Source organism: Vicinamibacterales bacterium (assembly GCA_036504215.1).
In the GTDB taxonomy this organism is placed as follows: Bacteria; Acidobacteriota; Vicinamibacteria; order Vicinamibacterales; family Fen-181; genus FEN-299.
On the sequence record DASXVO010000038.1, the window covers coordinates 58,095 to 76,513 of the forward strand.

The following is an 18,419-nucleotide window of genomic DNA, read 5'->3' on the forward strand; positions in this document are numbered from 1 at the left end:
ACTCCTACCGCTTGGCGACAACCGACGATGGCGGCTGATCGGGCGGCACGACCCGCTCGATCACGATGGCGTTGGTGGGCGTGGGCGCGACGAGATTCAGCTCAGTCGTTGCGAGCTTCTCGATACGGGCGGGGGACCGCAGCGTTTCGATCTCGAGGCGCAGATGGCGCGCCGTGCCCTCCTCTCGCGCCCGCGCCCGCTGCACATCCTCGAGCCGGTAGCCGTGCGAGATCAGACCATATCGCTGCCAGCCGTCGAACAGCGCCGCGACCACCAGCACCAGGCCGATGAGCAGCCAGCGGCGGAACTCACGCTGACGCGCCGGATCCACCTCCAGCCGAATCGGTTGGTTGGGGATCGGCGGATTGACCTCGAAGCCGATCGTGTCGATGGCCCTGCCGTGCATGCCCCGGTCCTTTCGCTCACGCAATCCGTTCGAGTGCCCGCAGCCGCGCGCTGCGCGCCCGCGGGTTCGCCACGACCTCCTCGTCGGTGGGTGGCAGCGGCTTCTTCGTCAGGATTCGGAACGACCCCTGTTCTTGCGTGACCAACCGTCGCAGCGTGTGCTTGACGATCCGGTCTTCCAATGAATGAAAGGCGATCATCGCCAGCCGTCCGTTCGGCGCGAGCCGTTGGCAGGCGTGGCCGATGAACGCGTCGAGTCCTTCGAGTTCCTCGTTCACCCGGATGCGCAGCGCCTGAAACGTGCGCGTGGCCGGATGGATCGGGCTGTATCCGCGGCGCGGGACGGCGCGCCGGACGATCGCGGCCAACTGCCCCGTCGTCGCAACCGGCGCTTCCTGTCTCGCCTCGACTATTGCCCGTGCAATCCGTCGTGAGTACCGCTCCTCGCCGAACTGATAGACGAGGTCGGCGAGTTCCTTCTCCGGCAGCCCGGCAATCAGGTCGGCTGCGGTGATCCCCGACGACCGGTCCATGCGCATGTCGAGGGGCTCGTCGCGTTGAAAGCTGAAGCCCCGGCCTTCGCCGTCGAACTGCAGCGACGAGACACCGAGATCGACGAGGACGCCGTCCACCCGGTCGATGGTGCGCGCGTCGAGCACACGGTTCAGCTCGCGGTAGTCGGCGTGCACGAGAACGACGCGTTCCCCCCAGCGAGCCAGCCGGTCGGACGCCACCGCGAGCGCATCGGCGTCGCGATCGATCCCGACCACGCGCGTGGCGCCGGCTTCGAGCAGCGCGTCCGCATGCCCACCCAGCCCGATCGTGCAGTCGACAAACAGTCCGCCACGAGCCGGTGCGAGAGCCGTCAGCACTTCCGCTCTCATGACCGGCACGTGTCCGGGCATCACGTGTCCTGCGCGGCGCTGCCACGGCGCAGCAGGTCAGCCACCACCCGCATGTCGTCGTCGTTGAACGGCTCCTGCACGAGCTTCGTACGCAGTCGCTCGAGGTTCCAGACTTGCAGATGGTCGTAGTCGCCGACCACATCCACCTCGCCGGTCATCGCCGTCTGCTCGCGCAGGCGCGGATGAACCAGAACGCGTCCCTGGTTGTCGATCTCCGCCGCCTGACCGTAGAAGCTGGTATGCTGGAAGAAGCGGTTGATGGCGGGATCGCGTACGAGCCCTTGCGCCCCGAGGCGGCGCTCGAGTTCGGCCCAGACGGGCATGGGGTAGATGCGGACGCAGTCACCCGCAAAGCTGGTCACGAAGAGCTGGCGCCCGTGCCGTTCCTCGATGAGGGTGAGGAAGTCGCGAGGGATCTTCAGCCGGCTTTTGTCGTCGATCTTCGCCGGGAAGCTGCCCCGAAACATCCGCGTCCTCCACTTGACTCCACCTGAGACCACTCGGATGGTAGAAGACCTGCAGAGCCTTGTCAATCACTAAGAAACAGAGGGGGTTGGCCTTGCGTGCAGCCTCGTCAGATATTCGCCTTTGATTCGCTTTTTCCCGCCGCCAGGGCTCGACTCGGAAGCTACACGCCGCGCGCTCACCGGCCCGCCCGGGCCCCGGATCAACTGCCGGCCGGAACAGGTTGGAGGAGAGCGCGGATGTCCAGGCGGTGACCGTGATAGCATGTCCGTTTGCCATGCTACGCACCGCATTGATCGGATTCCCATCCTCGGGCAAGACGACGCTCTTCCAGCTGATGACGAGCCAGCACGAGGCCCCCAAGGGCGGCCACGGCAAGCTGGAGGCGGTCATCGGCGTCGCGCGGGTACCCGACGCCCGTGTCGCGCGGCTGGCCGAGCTGTACAAACCCAAGAAGACGACACCCGCCACGGTCGAGTTCGCGGATTTGGCGGGTCCAGGTCGCACCGGCGCGCAGGCCCTGCTCGACGTCGCGCCGTACCGGAACGCCGACGCGCTCGTCCACGTGATTCGGGCCTTCCGCGATCCGTCGGTGACGCATCACGCGGAGACGCTCAGTCCGGCCTTTGACGCACAGGCGATGGAAGACGAACTTCTCCTCGCCGATCTCGCGGTGACCGAGAAGCGCCTGGAGCGGATCGAGCGCGACCTCAAGAAGGGCCGGACGCCGGAACTCGAACGCGAGCGTGCCCTGATCCTCCGCTGCAAGAGCTCGCTCGAAGAGGGTTTGCCGCTTCGCGGCGTGACGATGACCGACGACGAGCGGAAGCTGCTCCGCGGCTTCCAGTTCCTGTCGGCCAAGCCGTTGCTGCTCGTGATCAACATGGACGAAGCGGATACGAACCTGCTGGCCGACGGCGCCCGGGCCGCGGAGAGCGCCGGCCTCACGGCGTTTCTGTCCCGTGCCGGAACGCGTGCGGTTGCGGTCTGCGCGAAGATCGAACTGGAGATTGCCCAACTCGACGCCGCCGATGCCCGGGCCTTTCTCGCCGACCTCGGCCTGGCCGAGCCTGGCGTCAATCGCGTCATCAGCACCACGTACGACCTGCTCGGCTACATCTCGTTTCTCACCGCCGGGGAGGATGAGTGCCGGGCGTGGTCGATCCCGCGCGGCACGCCGGCCCAGTTGGCGGCCGCCGAGATTCACAGCGACATCGCACGCGGCTTCATCCGCGCCGAAGTCGTGCGCTTCGAACACCTCGTGGCCCGCGGGTCGCTGGCGATCTGCCGGGAGCACGGCGAGGTCCGCCTCGAGGGCAAGGAATACGTCGTCGAGGACGGTGACGTCATCAACTTCCGATTCGCGACCTAGCGATGTCCATCCGCACGGTACTCGTGTGCGAGGCGCAGGTGCCGCTCGTCGAGGGCGGCGCCGAGAGCCTCGTTCGCCAACTCGTGCACCAGCTTCGGCTGCGTGGATACGTGGCCGGCCTCGTGTCGGTGCCGTTCAAGTGGTATCCCAAACAGGAAATCCTGACGCACGCGGCGGCCTGGCGCCTGCTGGATCTGAGTGAGAGCGACGGCCGTCCAATCGACCTGGTGATCGGCACGAAGTTCCCGTCCTATTTCGCGCGCCACCCGAACAAGGTCACCTGGCTCGTTCATCAGTACCGCGCGGTGTACGAGTTGTGCGGGACACCGTACAGCGACATCGAGCTCACCGAACTCGATCTCGGCCTGCGCGAGCGGATCTTCGGTCTCGATCGTGAGATGCTGCTCGAATCGCGGCGTATCTTCACGATCGCAAGAAACACGACCGCCCGGCTGGAGAAATACATCGGCATCTCGGCCCAGCCGCTCTACCATCCACCACGGCTCGCCGACCGTTTGCACGGTGGTCCTTTCGGAGACTACGTGCTCTCGGTCGGTCGGATCCAGGGGATCAAGCGCGTGGACATGGCCGTGCGTGCGATGCGGTTCGTCGACCCGCCGATTCGCCTCGTCGTGGTCGGCGAGGGCACCGAACGATCGAATGTCGAGCGCGTGGCCGGAGAATCGGGCGTGCTCGATCGCGTGCAGTTCCTCGGCAAACAGAGTGACGCGGAGTTGATCGACCTGTACGCCGGCGCCTTGGCAGTCATCTATCCGCCGTTCGACGAAGACTACGGCTACGTCACGCTCGAAGCGTTCCTCAGCGGGAAGCCCGTGATCACCGCCAGCGACTCGGGCGGCGTGCTGGAGTTCGTGGAAGACGGCGTCAACGGATGCGTCTGCGCTCCGGTGGATGAGGAGTTGGCACGCGCGATCAACACGCTCGCGGCCAGCCGTGCCCGCGCGGCGACGCTTGGCGCCGCCGGCCGCGAGCGGGCCGTCACCATCACGTGGGATCATGTGATCGAGGAACTGGTTGGCGGGTAGACCAGGGCTGGGCAGCCAGTCAGGCGGCGGACTCAGACAGCAGGAGAGCCAGTGGCGGCACCACAGCAGACTTCCGTCGTCATTCCCGCATTCAACGAGGCCGCTGGTATCGGCGACGTCGTGGCCGGGCTGCGACGGGAGGCCGAGTGGCACGAGATTCTGGTGATCGACGACGGATCGCGGGACGACACGGCCCGGGTGGCTGCCGACGCCGGCGCTCGCGTGGTTCGTCACCCGTACAACAAGGGAAACGGCGCCTCGGTGAAGAGCGGGATCCGGACGGCAACCGGCGAGTACATCCTGATCATCGACGCGGATGGCCAGCACCAGCCGGCGGACGCGACCCGCCTCGTGTCGCGGCTGGACGAGTACGACCTCGTGATCGGCGCGCGTGCCCACTCGACGCAGGCCACACTCGCCAGGCGCATGGGGAATCATCTGCTCAACGCGCTGGCCAGCTACCTCACGGGCCGGGCGATCCCCGATCTCACGTCGGGTTTCCGCGCCGCCCGGCGCCGGCACCTGCGCGAGTTCCTCCATCTGCTGCCCAACCAGTTCTCGACGCCGACGACCACAACCCTCGCGTTCTTGAAGGCGGGATACAACGTGCAGTTCGAGCCGGTCGAGGCGCGGCCCCGGATCGGACACTCGAAGATTCGGCTGCTCCGCGACGGCGTGAAGTTCCTGCTGATTGTCCTGAAGGTCGTCACGATCTTCAGCCCGTGGCGCATCTTCCTTCCCGTCAGCCTGGCGGCCTTCTTCCTGGGCGGCGCGTACGCGGTGTGGACTGTCGCCACGCAATCGCACGTCACCAACTCCTCGGTGCTGCTGATCACGCTCGGCGTCATCGTGTTTCTGATGGGGCTGGTCTCCGAGCAGATCGCCTCGCTGCACTTCGAAAGACGGGAATAGCAGGGGTTCCGGCGGTCGCGCAGAATGGCCCGATGCATCTGCTTGCCCTTCAAGTGACGCCCGTGCTATGGTTTAGCGCCTTCGTACCATGTCGTCTCCACTCGAGAACACGCCTGTCGGGCTGACGGTCTTCTTTCCCGCCTACAACGACAGCGGCACCATCGCAAGCCTGGTGATCGCTGCCGTGCAGACGGCCGCCCGACTCACGCCCGATTTCGAGGTGCTGGTCATCAACGACGGCAGCACCGATGCCACCGCCGAGATCATCGACGAGTTGGCGCGGCTCTACCCGCAGGTCCGGGCGATTCACCATGACCGCAACCGCGGGTACGGCGGGGCGCTGCGGACCGGGTTCGGGTCGGCGACGAAGGATTTGATCTTCTACACCGACGGGGACGCACAGTACGACCCCCGCGAAATGGCCCGGCTCTGGGAGAGGATGTCGGATTCGGTGGATCTCGTGAACGGCTACAAGATCAGCCGATCCGACCCCCTGCACCGGATCCTCATCGGCCGGTGCTACCACTATACGGTCAAGCTGCTGTTCGGGCTGCGCGTGCGGGACGTGGACTGTGACTTCAGGCTGATGCGACGCACCATCTTCGAGCGCGTCCACCTCGAGAAGTCGAGCGGGGTGATTTGCCTCGAGATGATGAAGAAGATCACCGACGCGGGCTTCCGCGTCGTCGAGGTCCCGGTGCACCACTACCACCGCGCGTACGGCAAGTCACAGTTCTTCAACTTCGGCCGCATCGCACGCACGGCAGTCGATGTCTTCCGGCTCTGGTGGGCGCTCGTCGTCCAGCACCGAACAGGCCAATGACCGTGACCGAAGACTACCGATCCTTCTACCGCCACCGCAAGGTGATGATCACCGGCGGTCTCGGATTCATCGGCAGCAACCTCGCCCGGCAACTCGTGGAATGCGGGGCACAGGTGCTGCTCGTGGACTCGATGATCGCGGACTACGGCGGGAACTTCTTCAACATTCGAGGCATCGAGGATCGGATCCGAGTCAACGTCGCCGACGTTCGGCAGCAGAGCACGATGGACTATCTGGTCCGCGATCGCGCGGTGATCTTCAACCTCGCGGGCCAGGTGAGCCACATCGACAGCATGCTGGATCCCTACACGGATCTGGAGATCAACTGCCGGAGCCAGCTGTCGATCCTCGAGGCGTGCCGGCGACACAATCCCGATGTCCGCGTCGTCTTCGCCGGAACGCGCCAGGTCTACGGCAAGCCCGACTCCCTGCCCGTCACCGAGCGCCATCTCGTGCGGCCGACCGATGTCAACGGCATCAACAAGGCCGCAGGCGAGAACTACCACCTGCTCTATCACCACGTGTTCGGCATCCGCGCCTGCTCCCTTCGTCTCACCAACGTCTACGGTCCACGTCAGCTCGTGAAACACAATCGCCAGGGCTTCATCGGCTGGTTCATCCGGACCGCCGTAGAGGATGGCGAAATCCAGATCTACGGTGACGGCTCGCAGTTGCGCGACTTCGTCTACGTGGACGACGCCGCGGATGCCTTCCTGCGGGCGGGCGCGTCGGAGGCGTGCAATGGCGAGGCATTCAACGTCGGCGGCCAGACACCTGTCAGCCATCGCGATCTCGTCGCGATGCTCCTGGAAGTCGCCGGAACGGGGCGCGTGAGATATGTAGAGTGGCCGGCCGAAAAGAAGGCGATCGACATTGGCAATTTCTACGCCGATTCGAGCAAGTTCAGGGCGGCGGTGGGATGGGAACCGCGGGTATCGTTCCGCGAAGGCCTCGAGCGTACGGTCGCGTTCTACCGCCAGCACCTCACCCACTACCTGAATCCCGTGCTCGAGGACCTGGCGGGAAGCCTATGACGGTCGCACGCATCCCCTTCATGAGTCTTCGCCTCGGTGAAGATGCCACGGCGGTGGACGCGGCCATCCGGCGCGTCGTCGATCGTGGGTGGTTCGTCCTCGGGCCAGAAGTCGACGCCTTCGAGCACGCGTTCGCCCAGGCATCGGGCGCGGCGCACGCGGTGGGCGTTGGCACCGGCACGGATGCCATCGCGCTGATCCTGCGGGCGCTCGGGATCGGGCGCGGCGACGAGGTCATCACCGCTCCTCTGTCGGCCGCCTACACGGCGCTCGCGGTGATGATGGCGGGCGCGAGACCGGTCTTCGCGGATCTCGATGCCGACCGGCTCACGCTCGATCCGGCGGCCGTCCGCGCCGCCATCGGGCCAGACACGGCGGCCATCCTGCCGGTGCACCTCTACGGCCAGCCGGCCGCGATGCGCGAGTTGTCCGCCATCGCGACGCGCCACAACCTGGCGATGGTCGAGGACTGCTGCCAGGCGCACCTCGCCACGCACGAGGGCCGCCCGGTGGGTTCGTACAGCGCCGCGGCGGCCTACAGCTTCTACCCGACCAAGAACCTCGGTGCCCTCGGCGACGGCGGCGCAATCACGACCGGCGACGCACAACTGTCCGACCGGCTGAAACGGCTGCGAAACGGGGGGCAGACCGATCGCTATCACCACGCGGAAGCGGGCCTCAACACGCGCCTGGACGAGATTCAGGCCGCCGTACTGGCCGCACGGCTGGCCTTTCTTCCGGCGTGGACCGCGCGCCGGCGCGCGCTCGCCGCGGTCTATCGGCGAGAACTGGCCGGCGCAGATGTCGTGGTGCCGCCCGAATTGGACGCAGGCCACGTCTATCACCTGTTCACCGTCCGCTCCGCGCGGCGCGATGTCCTCATGACCCGGCTGGCGGATCGTGGCATCGAGACGCTCATCCACTACCCGGTGCCGATCCCGCGTCAGCCGGCGCTCGCCTCGGAATCACCAGCGGTGTGCCCGGTGGCCGACCGCGTCTGCGACGAGATCCTGTCGCTCCCCCTCTACCCGGCAATGACCGATGCCCAGGCCGCGGACGTCGCACGCGCAGTCGGTGAGACGGGCCGTGAACCGACCGCATCACGGACCTGAAACCCGAGCAGGAGACGATGCCTGTCCGGTATGATGAGTGGGTCCAGCGGCACGTACGTTCACCCCGCGAGCGGAGGAACCGTCAACCATGCGCGCACTGATCACGGGTGGGGCCGGATTCATCGGGTCACACCTCGCCGAGCGACTTCTCTCCCAGGGACACGGGGTCTTCGTCCTCGACGATCTATCCACCGGATCGATTGACAATATCGTCCACCTGAAAAGTCATTCGGCGTTCCACTACACGATCGATTCGGTCATCAATGAACCGGTCCTCGCCGAACTGATCGACCGCGTGGACGTCGTGTACCACCTCGCGGCCGCCGTCGGGGTGAAACTGATCGTCGAACAGCCGGTTCACACGATCGAGACGAACGTCAAGGGAACGGAGATCGTCCTCACCCACGCAAACAAGAAGAAGAAGCTCGTGCTGATCGCCTCCACCTCGGAGGTCTACGGCAAGAACGCCAACGTGCCGTTCAGCGAGGACGCCGATCTCGTTCTCGGGCCGACGATGAAGCACCGGTGGGCGTATGCGTGCAGCAAGGCGATCGACGAGTTCCTGGCGCTGGCCTACTGGAAGGAGAAGAAGCTCCCTGTCATCATCGTCCGCCTCTTCAACACCGTCGGACCGCGCCAGACCGGCCAGTACGGAATGGTCATACCGAACTTCGTTCGCCAGGCGCTCGCCGGACGGCCCATCACGGTGTTCGGGGACGGTACCCAGTCGAGGAGCTTCACGTACGTCGGCGACGTCGTGGAGGCGCTCGTGGGCCTGGTCGTCGAACCGCGGGCCATCGGGAAGGTGTTCAACGTCGGCAACACGTACGAGATAACGATCCGGGATCTGGCTGAACGGGTGAAGGCGCTGACCGGAAGCGCGTCTCCCATCGTGACGATTCCGTATGACGAGGCGTACGAGGAAGGCTTCGAGGACATGCCCCGGCGCGTCCCGGACATCACCCGCCTGCACGACCTCATCGGGTACGAGCCGAAGGTCCAGCTCGACGAGGTGCTGGCGCGGGTGATCGACTACTTCCAGCAGGCGTAGCAGGACGCTCAAACGGCCGTCCTGGACGGGAAGCGCGCCACCGGAGCCGCGGATTGGAGGAGGGTGAAACCGGCCGCATTCCGTGCGGACTTGGTGCACTCCCCGGCCGGCGCTATACTGACGTACGCAAGGCTGGCTCCCATGAACATCTTCCTCAGGATCTCGGCGACGTGTTGCATGCTCACGCTGGCAGCGGCGGCGTCTGCCGGTCAGGTCAAGCTGGAAATTCGGGAAGGTCTGGTGACGCTCGACGCGAAGGATGCGTCCATCCGAGAGGTTCTGGCCGAGTGGGGCCGGGTCGGGCAGACGCGCATCGTGAACGCCGAACGGGCGCCCGGAACGCCGATGACCCTGCAGCTGAGCGGCGTGCCCGAACGGGCGGCGCTCGAGGTGCTGCTGCGGACGGCAGCAGGCTACGTGGCTGCCCCTCGTACCGTGGCGCAGTCCACCGGCTCGGTCTTCGATCGGATCATCGTCATGCCGGGCAGCCGGCCGGCCGTCGGGACGCCTGCCACGACAGCGGCACCCGCGAGGCCTTCGGCCGCCAATCAGCTGCCGGCCTGGGGCGGCCGTGACCGGATGCAGCCGCCTCCGATCATCGTGGACGACCCGGACGAACCAACGGTGAACCCGCAGCCACAACAGCCGATGGCGGCGCAGCCCGGTATGCTGACCGGGCCTGCCCCCTACCAGATGCCGCAAGGTGGCCAGACCGGTCCGCCATTTGCCACGCCCAACGCCAGCCCGTACGGCCAGACGCCGTACCCCCCGCCGCCCGTTTCTCAGCCCGCCACACGTCCCGGGATGCCCACGACACCGGTTCGGCCCGGAGGTCCGGGAGGACCCGGGGGCGGGCCCGGCGATCCGGGTCAGGGCGGCGTTTAGCCCGGCCATGGCCGACATCGTCCGCTTTCGTCCCGACGACCGCCGCGCAGTCGACACACTCTACCGACGCATCTTCGGCTACGACGCGGCCAACGCCAGCCAGCTTCGGTGGCGGTGGCAGTACGAGCAGAACCCCAACAACCCGCCGGACGGCGCGCAAATCTGGCTGGCCCGCGAGGGTCCGACCGTCATCGGACAGTACGCCACCATGCCGGTGCGTCTCACCGTCGTCGGATCGGAGATTACCGGATCGTGGGGCATGGATGTCATGGTCGCACCGGAGCGACAGCGCCAGGGCATCGGCGAGGTGTTGTTCAGGACCTGGGATCGACAGGTCGGCGCCTCGCTCGGTCTCGGGCTGTCCGTCTCGTCGCAAGGTCTCTTCCGAAAACTGAAGTGGCCGGATATCGAGCCCGTGCCGTGCCTGGCCAAGCCGCTCACGCGCCGTGCGTTTCGCCGGGCGTCGTGGCCGATGCCGCTCAACCGGCTGGTGTCCGCGCTGACCTTCCCGTACGTGCGGTTCGTATCGCGCACCAAACCCCTTCACGCGCAGATCGAGCCCATCCGCCACTTCGACGACCGCTTCACCGAGCTGTGGGGCCGGGTTGCCCGCTCGTTCGACCTGGCTGTCGTGCGCGACGCCGCCTATCTGAACTGGAAGTTCATCGAACCGCCGCATGTCCGGTATTCGGTCGTCGCGCTCAAACGGGACGAGACCGTCGGTGGATACGCCGTGTACCGCCACGTGCAGGAAGCGCGGAGCCGGGTGACGATCCTCGTGGACTTCCTCGTCGACCCGTCGGACGTACTCGGGCTGGAAACGCTGCTGCGATGGGTGGATCGCGAGGCGCGCGCCGCGGATTCCGACAAGATCCGCGTGTTCGCGATGCACGAGGGCTACAGGCGGACGCTGAAGCGCGCAGGGTATTTCGACGTGAAGGCCTCGCTTCCGTTCACGGCCAAGGTGAATGCCGTGCCGGTGCCGACGTCCTTCTACGAGCGCACGGACCGGTGGCACGTCACTCTGGGCGACTCCGACCAGGACCGGTATTCAGGCCGGCGGTTGGCAGCCGTGGAGGAATTCGCATGTCGCTGATCGAAGACCTGACTCGGGCGATCGCCGAATCGATGAAGGCCAGGGACCAGGCCCGGCTGTCACCCCTGCGGATGCTGAAGGCCGCGCTGATGAACCGCGAAGTCGAGCGGGGAGGAGCGCTGACGGACGTCGAGGAGCGCCAGGTCGTCTCGACACTGGCCAAGCAGCGCCGCGAGTCGATTGAGCAGTTTGCCAAGGGCGGGCGTCAGGACTTGGTGGACAAGGAGACGGCTGAACTCTCGGTTCTCGAATCCTACCTCCCGCCGGCGCTTGCCCCGGAGGACCTCGACCGGTTCGTCTCCGAGGCGATTGCGGAGACCGGAGCCGCTTCACCCAAGGACATGGGTCGTGTGATGAAGGCCGTGATGGCGAAGCTGGCGGGGGCGACAGTCGACGGAAGAACCGTGAACGAGTTGGTCCGCCGGCGACTGGCCGGCTGACGCCTGCCCCGGTCCACGACATCAGACATGACGCTGACAGCTCTCACGGTGACGAAGGTCCTGCCTCGACGTCTCTGGTGGTGGGGCCGTGTGTTGCTACTCGTCGCGCTGGCTACGTTCTATGTGGCTGGCGCCACCGAACACGCGCGCACGGTCAACGACTTCAAGGCCCGTGCCGACCAGTCCGCCTACCTCTGGGATGCGGGACACGTCTACGACAATTGGCATGGCCGTACCCCGGAGATGCTCATCGGCCAGCGGATGCGGATGACCGTGTATCCCGCGTTCCTGGCTCTGTTCTACGTTCCCGGGCGCGATCCGCAGGAATTCTTCGACGTGGCGAAGACCTGGAACATCAGACTGTCGGTGGTGCTGCTCGCGGTGCTGGCGGTGGTGTTCGCCCGGTCTTTGCCGCCACTGCTCTCGATGAACCTCACGCTCATCGTGGCCTTCGGCTACTTCGTGTTCAGGGCGGGATACTCGCAGCCGGAGTTGCTGTTCTACTTCCTGTTCTTCCTGGCGTTCCTCGGTGCCTGGCACCTGCTCGTCGGCCGCGACCCCGTCCGGGACGTGTGGCTTGGCGCGATCACCGGCGTGCTGGCGGGCCTCGCGCACCTGACGAAGGGAGTCGTGCCACCGTTCATGGTACTGCTCGCCGCAGCCCTCGCACTCAAGGCGGTGGCGCGGTTTGCGCGCAGCCCCGAGCAGCCGGCTGGCGCCCGGGTGCGCCGACTGGCGTGGCGGTTGGCGTCTGTCGGCATGATGGCGCTGTGCTTCCTTGCCGTGGTCTACCCATATATCTCGAACAGCAAGCGCGTGTTCGGCGAGTACTTCTTCAATGTCAACACCGCCTACTACATCTGGTACGACAACGGCGCCGATGCCCGCGGGGCCATACTCCCGCACACCGACCCGGAAGGGCGCATCGACATTCCCCGAAGCCAACTGCCGAAGATAAGGCAGTACTGGAGACACCACACGCTGGGGCAAATCGCTGGGCGCCTGGCGAACGGGTTCCAGGACATGCTCGTCCGCTCCTACCGGACGTTCTGGTACCTGAAGTACGTAACGCTCTACCTCTGCCTGGGAGCGCTGCTCATCGGGTTCAACCGTCGGGCTTTTGCGCAACTGGTGAGGCAGCATGCCGTCCTTGCGGTGTTCCTGGTGGTGTACGCGGCCGTCTATTCCACCTCGATCGCGTTGTTTTGCGTGACCTCCGACACGGGAACGACGAGGTTTCTGGAGGCGCATCTCGCTCCCCTCCTGTTCGTGCTGTCGTGTCTGTTCGACCGTGCACCGTTCTCGGAGACCCGTTGGAACATATCCGGACTGACGACCACGGTCACCCACATCCACGCGTTGGTGTTCGTGACGCTGATGCTGGACGTGGTCTTCACCATCTGGCCCAGGCTGATGACCACCTACGGGGGCTTCTGACGGCGAACGAACTTTTTCCGGAATGCGGCCGTCTAACTGAATAACGAGAGCCAAAAGCCTCTGTTCCATCCTCCATGGGGGTCCCTCTGAGCCGGGGACCCCTGCCTTTTCTTCGAAGGGCGGCGATGCCGCCCTTTCGCCGTTTCTGGGGGTTCGCCAAAAACCCCTGTGTTAACCTGACCTCGGATGGACGTTCTCCCCACTGCGCCGGTTCCGACCACCGACGGGACACCGCCTGTGACTGCAGAAGTTCGCGGTGCGGGCGCCGCCCGACTGGCGCGCTCGGCCGGTCTCGTCGGTGCGGCGACGATGTCGAGCCGGGTGCTCGGGATGGTTCGCGATCAAACGCTGGCGTATTATTTCGGCGCCAGCCACGAAATGGACGCCTACAACGTGGCGTTCCGCATCCCGAACCTCCTGCGCGACCTCTTCGCTGAAGGGGCGATGAGCTCAGCGTTCGTGCCGACCTTCACCCGACTGCTCACCCTGAAGGACAGGGCGGCCGCGTGGCGCCTCGGGAACCTCGTCCTCAACGGCCTCCTGCTCGTGACCGCTGCCTTCGTCGGCGCGGGCATGGTGTTCGTGTGGCCGATCGTCCGGTTCGCCGCGTCCGACTACGGTTCGGTGCCCGGCAAGCTCGAGCTTGCCGTCTCGCTCGCCCAGATCATGTTCCCGTTCCTCATCCTGGTGGCGCTGGCCGCCGCCTGCATGGGGATGCTCAACTCCGTGCGCCGTTTCTTCGTGCCCGCGATCTCGCCGGCGATGTTCAACGTCGGCACCATCCTCACCATGGTCGTGCTGATCCCGATCCTCCGCGCGCAGGGGATCCGCCCGATCTTCGCCGTGGCCATTGGGACGCTCGTGGGCGGAATCGGACAGGTGGTCGTGCAGTGGCCGCTGCTCCGCCGGGAGGGTTTCCGGTACCGCCCGATCGTCAGTTTCCGCGATCCGCACGTGCGCGAAGTCCTGGCACTGATGGCTCCGGGCACCATCGGCCTTGCTGCCGTCCAGATCAACGTCCTCATCAACACCATGCTGGCGACGAGCCAGGGCGAGGGCGCGGTCTCGTTCCTCAGCTACGCGTTCCGCCTGATGTACCTGCCCATCGGCCTGTTCGGCCTGTCGATTGCCACCGCGGCACTCCCGTCCTTGTCGCGCCACGCGGCGCGCGAGGATCGGGACGCGATGCGCCGGACGCTGTCGAGCGGGCTGCGGATGATGCTGATGTTGAACGTGCCGGCGACCGTCGGGCTTGTTGTCCTGGCCCGGCCGATTGTCGCGCTACTGTTCGAGCGTGGCTCCTTCACGGCCGTCGCCACCGCGGGTACGGTATCGGCGCTCATCTGTTACGCCCCGGGGCTGCTCGGGTACTCGGCCGTCAAGATCTGCGTGCCGACGTTCTACACGCTGCGCGACAGCCGAACCCCAGTAGCCGTGAGCATGATCACCGTGGCGGTCAACGTGGCGCTGAGCCTGCTCCTGGTCGGGCCGTTTGGCTATCGCGGGCTGGCGTTCGGGACGGCCCTGGCCTCCCTCTTCAGCGCGGCCACGCTCCTCTGGCTCCTCCGTCGTCGGCTCGATGGAATCGACGGTCGCCGACTGGCAACGGCCTCGATCAAGGTCGGAGTCGCGTCACTCGGAATGGCCGCGGCGGTCTGGGCGACCGAGCGTGGACTGGGCAGCTTCGCGCCTGGCCCTTCGTTGGCGGCGCAACTGGTCCGTGTGGGCGGTGCGATTGCCGCCGGGATCGTCGCGCTGGCCGGGGCGGCGCGCCTGCTCCGCATCGCCGAGTTCAACGAGGCGGCGCGGACGGTGTCGGCTCGGATCTTCAGACCTGCCGGCGCCAGCTCATGATCTCTCCCGGAGCGATTCTCTCGCCATCTCGCCAGGAGAGATTTTCTCGGTACGCGGGCGGCGGCCAGGGGCGGCTATGGTACGATCACTTGGGATCGGGTTCTGATTGAAACGCGCGGGCCGTAGGCTTGCGGCCAGCCTGAGTACAGGGCTCATGCGGCGATATCCTTCTCCTCCACGCGGCTCGGTGTCATTCGCCTTCGGTCCGGGTCCGATGACGCCGGTGGTCAGGGCCCTGATCTGGACGAACGCGGCACTGTTCGTCATCTCGTGGCTCGTGCCCGCCATCGTCCTCTTCCTTGGCCTGCAGCCGGACGCGGTCTACTCGCGACTGTTCGTCTGGCAGCCGGTCACGTACATGTTCCTGCACGCGGGTTTCTTTCACATCCTGTTCAACATGCTCGCGCTGTGGATGTTCGGCGTCGAGCTCGAGCGGATGTGGGGCACGACGTTCTTCCTCAAGTACTACTTCGTCACCGGCGTGGGCGCCGCGGTGACCACGATGCTTCTGGCGCTGGTGCCCGGCGAGGTCGGCGCCGCCATGCGCTACTCGCTGACCGTGGGAGCGTCGGGCGCCATCTACGGCCTGCTGCTCGCCTATGCTCTGGCCTTCCCGGACCGCCCGATCTACATGTGGATGGTGTTCCCGATTCCCGCCAGGTACTTCGTCCTCATCATGGGTGCAATTGCGTTCCTGTCGTCGGTGGGAGGCAACCAGGGTGGGGTGGCGAACACGGCACATCTCGGCGGGCTGGTGTTCGGCTACCTGTATCTGCGGGTGTGGCGCTCGCGGCCTCTGGACGAACTGAAATATCGCTACGTCAAGTGGAGGATGAACCGGCTGCGGCGCAAGTTCAGCGTCTACAGCGGCGGCCGCAACGACTGGGATCGGAAGGTTCACTGACCGTTGGTGTCGATCATCCACTCGGCCCGCACGGGGCTGAAGACGTCGAGTTCGAGCGTGTCGTCCAGGGCTTCTGCCTGATGATCGACATTCGAGGGGATGTGGAGCACCTCTCCCTCCCGCACGGTGAGTTCCTCGCCCCCAATCATCACCCGCAGCGCACCCTGGAGCACGTAGGTCATCTGCTCGCCCTCGTGGTGATGCATTGGCACCAGCGCGCCGCGCTTGAGGTACACGTGCGCGAGCATGAGCCGATCGCCCGGGATGATCTTCCGCGAGATCATCTCGGTCATCTTCTCGAGTGAGATTTCGTCCCAGCGATGCAGGCGAGAGGGCAGCGTCATCGTGGAGGGCTCTCTGTCGTGTTCGCGTGTGGTCGATTATACAACGGGGCCCCGATGCTATAATGAAAACACTCAGCGATCAGCACAGTTTCGTCCCGTCTCCGGACCGGTTCGCGCGGAAACTCGCACGCTGACCCGGGTTCCCCGAACGATCACACGCGCGGGGGAGCAGCGCCAGTCGCATCATGGAAGCACCAACGACGGTCAACGGGGTGGCGGGCCAGGTTGGGGCTTCCTCGGGCCCCGGACATCACGGGCTCGACGGCGGCGACCTGCTGCGGGCCTACCGGTGGATGCTCCTGTCGCGAAAGATCGACGACAAGGAGATCCAGCTGAAGAATCAGAGCCGGATCTTCTTTCAAATCAGCGGCGCCGGACACGAAGCGATTCTCGTCGCCGCGGGTCGTGCGCTCCGCCCCGGGTACGACTGGTTCTATCCCTATTACCGCGACCGGGCGCTGTGTCTCGTGCTGGGCGTCACGCCGTACGAGATGCTGCTCGAAGCCGTTGGCGCCAGGGACGACCCGGCATCGGGCGGCCGCCAGATGCCGTCCCACTGGGGCCACAAGCGCTGGAACATCGTGTCGCAGGGCAGCCCGACGGGTACCCAGTGCCTGCAGGGAGTCGGATGCGCCGAGGCCGGTCGGCTGTACCAGCGGCTCACGGACATTTCCGACCGCGAGTCGTGCTTCCGCGCTGACGAAGTCGTCTACGTCTCGTCCGGTGAGGGTGCGACGGCGGAGGGCGAGTTCTGGGAATCGCTCAACACCGCGTGCGGCAAACGACTGCCGGTCGTCTATCTCATCGAGGACAACGGCTACGCGATCTCGGTCCCCGTGGAGGTGCAGACGCCAGGGGGCGATATCTCGAGGATCGTCACCTCGTTCCCGAATCTCCACGTCGTCACGACGGACGGCACGGACTTCCCCGCCAGCTGCCACGCGATGAACGATGCGGTCGCCTACGCGCGTGAGCGGCGCGGCCCCGCACTGGTTCACGCGCACGTCACCCGGCCGTACTCCCATTCCCTGTCGGACGATGAACGGCTCTACAAGACGCCGGCTGAACGCGAAGCCGAGGCGGAGAAGGATCCGATCCGTCGGCTGCAGCGGGTGCTGCTGCGCGAGGGCCTCGCCAGCACCGCCGACCTCGACCACCTGGCCGCAAGCCTCGATCGCGAGGTCGACGAAGCGGCCGCACGGGCCCTGCAGGCAGAGAGACCAGCGCCGGACACCGCGACCCTCTGGGTGTTCTCGCCCGACGTCGATCCCACCGGCCCCGCGTTCTGTGGTCCGGCGCAACCGACGGGGAAGCCGGACACGATGGTGGCCGCCATCAACCGGACGCTCCGCTCGGAGATGGCGCGCAACCCGCGGATCGTGATGTTCGGCGAGGACGTTGCCGATGCCACGCGTGAAGAGGCGTTGTCGGCGGTGCAGGGCAAGGGTGGTGTCTTCAAGGTCACGCACGGCCTGCAGCGCGCGTTTGGCAGCACCCGGGTGTTCAACTCGCCACTGGCGGAGGCGAACATCATTGGGCGCGCCGTCGGCATGGCCACGCGCGGCATCAAGCCGGTGGTCGAGATCCAGTTCTTCGACTACATCTGGCCCGCGATGATGCAGCTGCGCGACGAGATGGCGATGCTGCGGTACCGCTCGGGCAACACCTTTTCCTGCCCGATGGTGGTGCGCGTGCCGATCGGCGGCTACCTGCGCGGCGGCGCACCCTATCACAGTCAATCGGGGGAGAGCATCTTCGCCCACTGCCCCGGCATCCGGATTGCCTTCCCGTCCAACGCCGTCGATGCGGCTGGACTCCTGCGCACCGCCATCCGCTGCGACGATCCGGTGCTGTACTTCGAGCACAAGCACCTGTACCGTCAGACCTACAACAAGGGCGAGTACCCCGGCGACGATTTCACGATTCCCTTCGGCAATGGGGCACTGGTGCGCGACGGCGCTGATCTCGTGGTCGTCACGTGGGGCGCGCTGGTGCAGCGCACGCTGCTCGCCGCACAGCAGGCGGAGAAGGACGGCATCAGCGTCGCGGTATTCGATCTGCGGACCATCGTTCCGTACGATTGGCCCGGCATCGCGGAACTCGTGAAGCGGACGAATCGTGTGATCATCGCGCACGAGGATCAGTTGACGTGCGGGTTCGGCGCCGAGATTGCGGCGAGGGTGGCCGGCGAACTCTTCGAGTATCTCGACGCCCCGGTTCGTCGCGTCGCATCGCTCGACACGCCCGTTGCCTACTGCCCGGACCTCGAAGAGGTGATCCTGCCGCAGAGCGCTGACATCCTGAAGGCAATCCGAGAGACCGCGGAGTACTGAC

18 protein-coding genes are annotated in these 18,419 nt (G+C 66.0%); 14 read left to right on the forward strand and 4 right to left on the reverse strand.

Annotated features, from left to right (window positions below; genetic code table 11):
- Positions 1 to 4: 4 nt before the first annotated feature.
- Genes VGK32_11015 through VGK32_11025 form a run of 3 tightly spaced genes read right to left on the reverse strand, consistent with a single transcriptional unit; the run spans position 5 to position 1,777 of the window.
- Positions 5 to 406 (reverse strand): cell division protein FtsL, encoded by a 402-nt coding sequence (locus VGK32_11015; GenBank protein ID HEY3382290.1) that lies wholly within the window; start codon positions 404 to 406, stop codon positions 5 to 7.
- Positions 407 to 422: 16 nt separating this feature from the next.
- On the reverse strand, positions 423 to 1,310 hold the full coding sequence (rsmH, locus tag VGK32_11020; GenBank protein ID HEY3382291.1) for a 16S rRNA (cytosine(1402)-N(4))-methyltransferase RsmH: 888 nt from the start codon (positions 1,308 to 1,310) through the stop codon (positions 423 to 425).
- Positions 1,310 to 1,777 carry a hypothetical protein gene (locus VGK32_11025; protein HEY3382292.1) on the reverse strand — a complete coding sequence of 156 codons (468 nt, stop codon included), beginning with the start codon at positions 1,775 to 1,777 and terminating at the stop codon, positions 1,310 to 1,312. Before VGK32_11025 ends, rsmH begins: the two co-directional genes overlap by 1 nt.
- A gap of 275 nt (positions 1,778 to 2,052) precedes the next feature.
- Between VGK32_11025 and VGK32_11030 the strand changes: the two genes are divergently transcribed.
- From VGK32_11030 to VGK32_11090, 13 genes are all read left to right on the forward strand, one after another.
- Positions 2,053 to 3,147, forward strand: coding sequence for a DUF933 domain-containing protein (locus tag VGK32_11030; GenBank protein HEY3382293.1), 1,095 nt, complete (start codon positions 2,053 to 2,055; stop codon positions 3,145 to 3,147).
- Positions 3,148 to 3,149: 2 nt separating this feature from the next.
- Positions 3,150 to 4,193 (forward strand): glycosyltransferase family 4 protein, encoded by a 1,044-nt coding sequence (locus VGK32_11035; GenBank protein HEY3382294.1) that lies wholly within the window; start codon positions 3,150 to 3,152, stop codon positions 4,191 to 4,193.
- Between the two features lie 51 nt (positions 4,194 to 4,244).
- Complete coding sequence (locus VGK32_11040; GenBank protein ID HEY3382295.1) at positions 4,245 to 5,105, forward strand: glycosyltransferase family 2 protein; 861 nt, start codon at positions 4,245 to 4,247, stop codon at positions 5,103 to 5,105.
- 88 nt (positions 5,106 to 5,193) lie between these two features.
- Entirely contained in the window at positions 5,194 to 5,928 is a 735-nt protein-coding gene (locus VGK32_11045; protein HEY3382296.1) for a glycosyltransferase family 2 protein, read from the forward strand.
- Positions 5,925 to 6,962 carry an NAD-dependent epimerase/dehydratase family protein gene (locus VGK32_11050; GenBank protein ID HEY3382297.1) on the forward strand — a complete coding sequence of 346 codons (1,038 nt, stop codon included), beginning with the start codon at positions 5,925 to 5,927 and terminating at the stop codon, positions 6,960 to 6,962. The genes VGK32_11045 and VGK32_11050 overlap by 4 nt, the downstream gene beginning before the upstream one ends.
- Complete coding sequence (locus tag VGK32_11055) at positions 6,959 to 8,074, forward strand: DegT/DnrJ/EryC1/StrS family aminotransferase (GenBank protein ID HEY3382298.1); 1,116 nt, start codon at positions 6,959 to 6,961, stop codon at positions 8,072 to 8,074. The genes VGK32_11050 and VGK32_11055 overlap by 4 nt, the downstream gene beginning before the upstream one ends.
- 88 nt (positions 8,075 to 8,162) lie before the next feature.
- Positions 8,163 to 9,125 carry a GDP-mannose 4,6-dehydratase gene (locus VGK32_11060; GenBank protein HEY3382299.1) on the forward strand — a complete coding sequence of 321 codons (963 nt, stop codon included), beginning with the start codon at positions 8,163 to 8,165 and terminating at the stop codon, positions 9,123 to 9,125.
- 141 nt (positions 9,126 to 9,266) lie between these two features.
- Complete coding sequence (locus VGK32_11065) at positions 9,267 to 10,010, forward strand: hypothetical protein (GenBank protein HEY3382300.1); 744 nt, start codon at positions 9,267 to 9,269, stop codon at positions 10,008 to 10,010.
- A gap of 7 nt (positions 10,011 to 10,017) precedes the next feature.
- Complete coding sequence (locus VGK32_11070; protein HEY3382301.1) at positions 10,018 to 11,106, forward strand: GNAT family N-acetyltransferase; 1,089 nt, start codon at positions 10,018 to 10,020, stop codon at positions 11,104 to 11,106.
- On the forward strand, positions 11,097 to 11,546 hold the full coding sequence (locus VGK32_11075; protein HEY3382302.1) for a GatB/YqeY domain-containing protein: 450 nt from the start codon (positions 11,097 to 11,099) through the stop codon (positions 11,544 to 11,546). The genes VGK32_11070 and VGK32_11075 overlap by 10 nt, the downstream gene beginning before the upstream one ends.
- A 27-nt stretch (positions 11,547 to 11,573) precedes the next feature.
- The gene (locus tag VGK32_11080) at positions 11,574 to 12,983 is read left to right on the forward strand and encodes a hypothetical protein (GenBank protein HEY3382303.1); all 1,410 of its coding nucleotides are present in this window, start codon (positions 11,574 to 11,576) and stop codon (positions 12,981 to 12,983) included.
- Positions 12,984 to 13,220: 237 nt separating this feature from the next.
- Complete coding sequence (murJ, locus tag VGK32_11085) at positions 13,221 to 14,837, forward strand: murein biosynthesis integral membrane protein MurJ (GenBank protein HEY3382304.1); 1,617 nt, start codon at positions 13,221 to 13,223, stop codon at positions 14,835 to 14,837.
- A 223-nt stretch (positions 14,838 to 15,060) separates the two neighbouring features.
- Positions 15,061 to 15,741 (forward strand): rhomboid family intramembrane serine protease, encoded by a 681-nt coding sequence (locus VGK32_11090; GenBank protein ID HEY3382305.1) that lies wholly within the window; start codon positions 15,061 to 15,063, stop codon positions 15,739 to 15,741.
- Here VGK32_11090 and VGK32_11095 read toward each other — a convergent pair.
- A complete protein-coding gene (locus tag VGK32_11095) occupies positions 15,735 to 16,085 on the reverse strand; it encodes a cupin domain-containing protein (GenBank protein ID HEY3382306.1) in 351 nt (116 codons plus the stop codon). The genes VGK32_11090 and VGK32_11095 overlap by 7 nt on opposite strands.
- 185 nt (positions 16,086 to 16,270) lie before the next feature.
- Between VGK32_11095 and VGK32_11100 the strand changes: the two genes are divergently transcribed.
- Complete coding sequence (locus VGK32_11100) at positions 16,271 to 18,418, forward strand: dehydrogenase E1 component subunit alpha/beta (GenBank protein ID HEY3382307.1); 2,148 nt, start codon at positions 16,271 to 16,273, stop codon at positions 18,416 to 18,418.
- Position 18,419 lies beyond the last annotated feature (1 nt).

Bases quoted from the DNA above. Each gene is read 5' to 3' on its own strand.
- VGK32_11015 (HEY3382290.1), bottom strand. From the start codon at position 406: ATGCACGGCAGGGCCATCGACACGATCGGCTTCGAGGTCAATCCGCCG.
- rsmH (HEY3382291.1), bottom strand. From the start codon at position 1,310: ATGCCCGGACACGTGCCGGTCATGAGAGCGGAAGTGCTGACGGCTCTC.
- VGK32_11025 (HEY3382292.1), bottom strand. From the start codon at position 1,777: ATGTTTCGGGGCAGCTTCCCGGCGAAGATCGACGACAAAAGCCGGCTG.
- VGK32_11030 (HEY3382293.1), top strand. From the start codon at position 2,053: ATGCTACGCACCGCATTGATCGGATTCCCATCCTCGGGCAAGACGACG.
- VGK32_11035 (HEY3382294.1), top strand. From the start codon at position 3,150: ATGTCCATCCGCACGGTACTCGTGTGCGAGGCGCAGGTGCCGCTCGTC.
- VGK32_11045 (HEY3382296.1), top strand. From the start codon at position 5,194: ATGTCGTCTCCACTCGAGAACACGCCTGTCGGGCTGACGGTCTTCTTT.
- VGK32_11050 (HEY3382297.1), top strand. From the start codon at position 5,925: ATGACCGTGACCGAAGACTACCGATCCTTCTACCGCCACCGCAAGGTG.
- VGK32_11055 (HEY3382298.1), top strand. From the start codon at position 6,959: ATGACGGTCGCACGCATCCCCTTCATGAGTCTTCGCCTCGGTGAAGAT.
- VGK32_11060 (HEY3382299.1), top strand. From the start codon at position 8,163: ATGCGCGCACTGATCACGGGTGGGGCCGGATTCATCGGGTCACACCTC.
- VGK32_11065 (HEY3382300.1), top strand. From the start codon at position 9,267: ATGAACATCTTCCTCAGGATCTCGGCGACGTGTTGCATGCTCACGCTG.
- VGK32_11070 (HEY3382301.1), top strand. From the start codon at position 10,018: ATGGCCGACATCGTCCGCTTTCGTCCCGACGACCGCCGCGCAGTCGAC.
- VGK32_11075 (HEY3382302.1), top strand. From the start codon at position 11,097: ATGTCGCTGATCGAAGACCTGACTCGGGCGATCGCCGAATCGATGAAG.
- VGK32_11080 (HEY3382303.1), top strand. From the start codon at position 11,574: ATGACGCTGACAGCTCTCACGGTGACGAAGGTCCTGCCTCGACGTCTC.
- VGK32_11095 (HEY3382306.1), bottom strand. From the start codon at position 16,085: ATGACGCTGCCCTCTCGCCTGCATCGCTGGGACGAAATCTCACTCGAG.
- VGK32_11100 (HEY3382307.1), top strand. From the start codon at position 16,271: ATGGAAGCACCAACGACGGTCAACGGGGTGGCGGGCCAGGTTGGGGCT.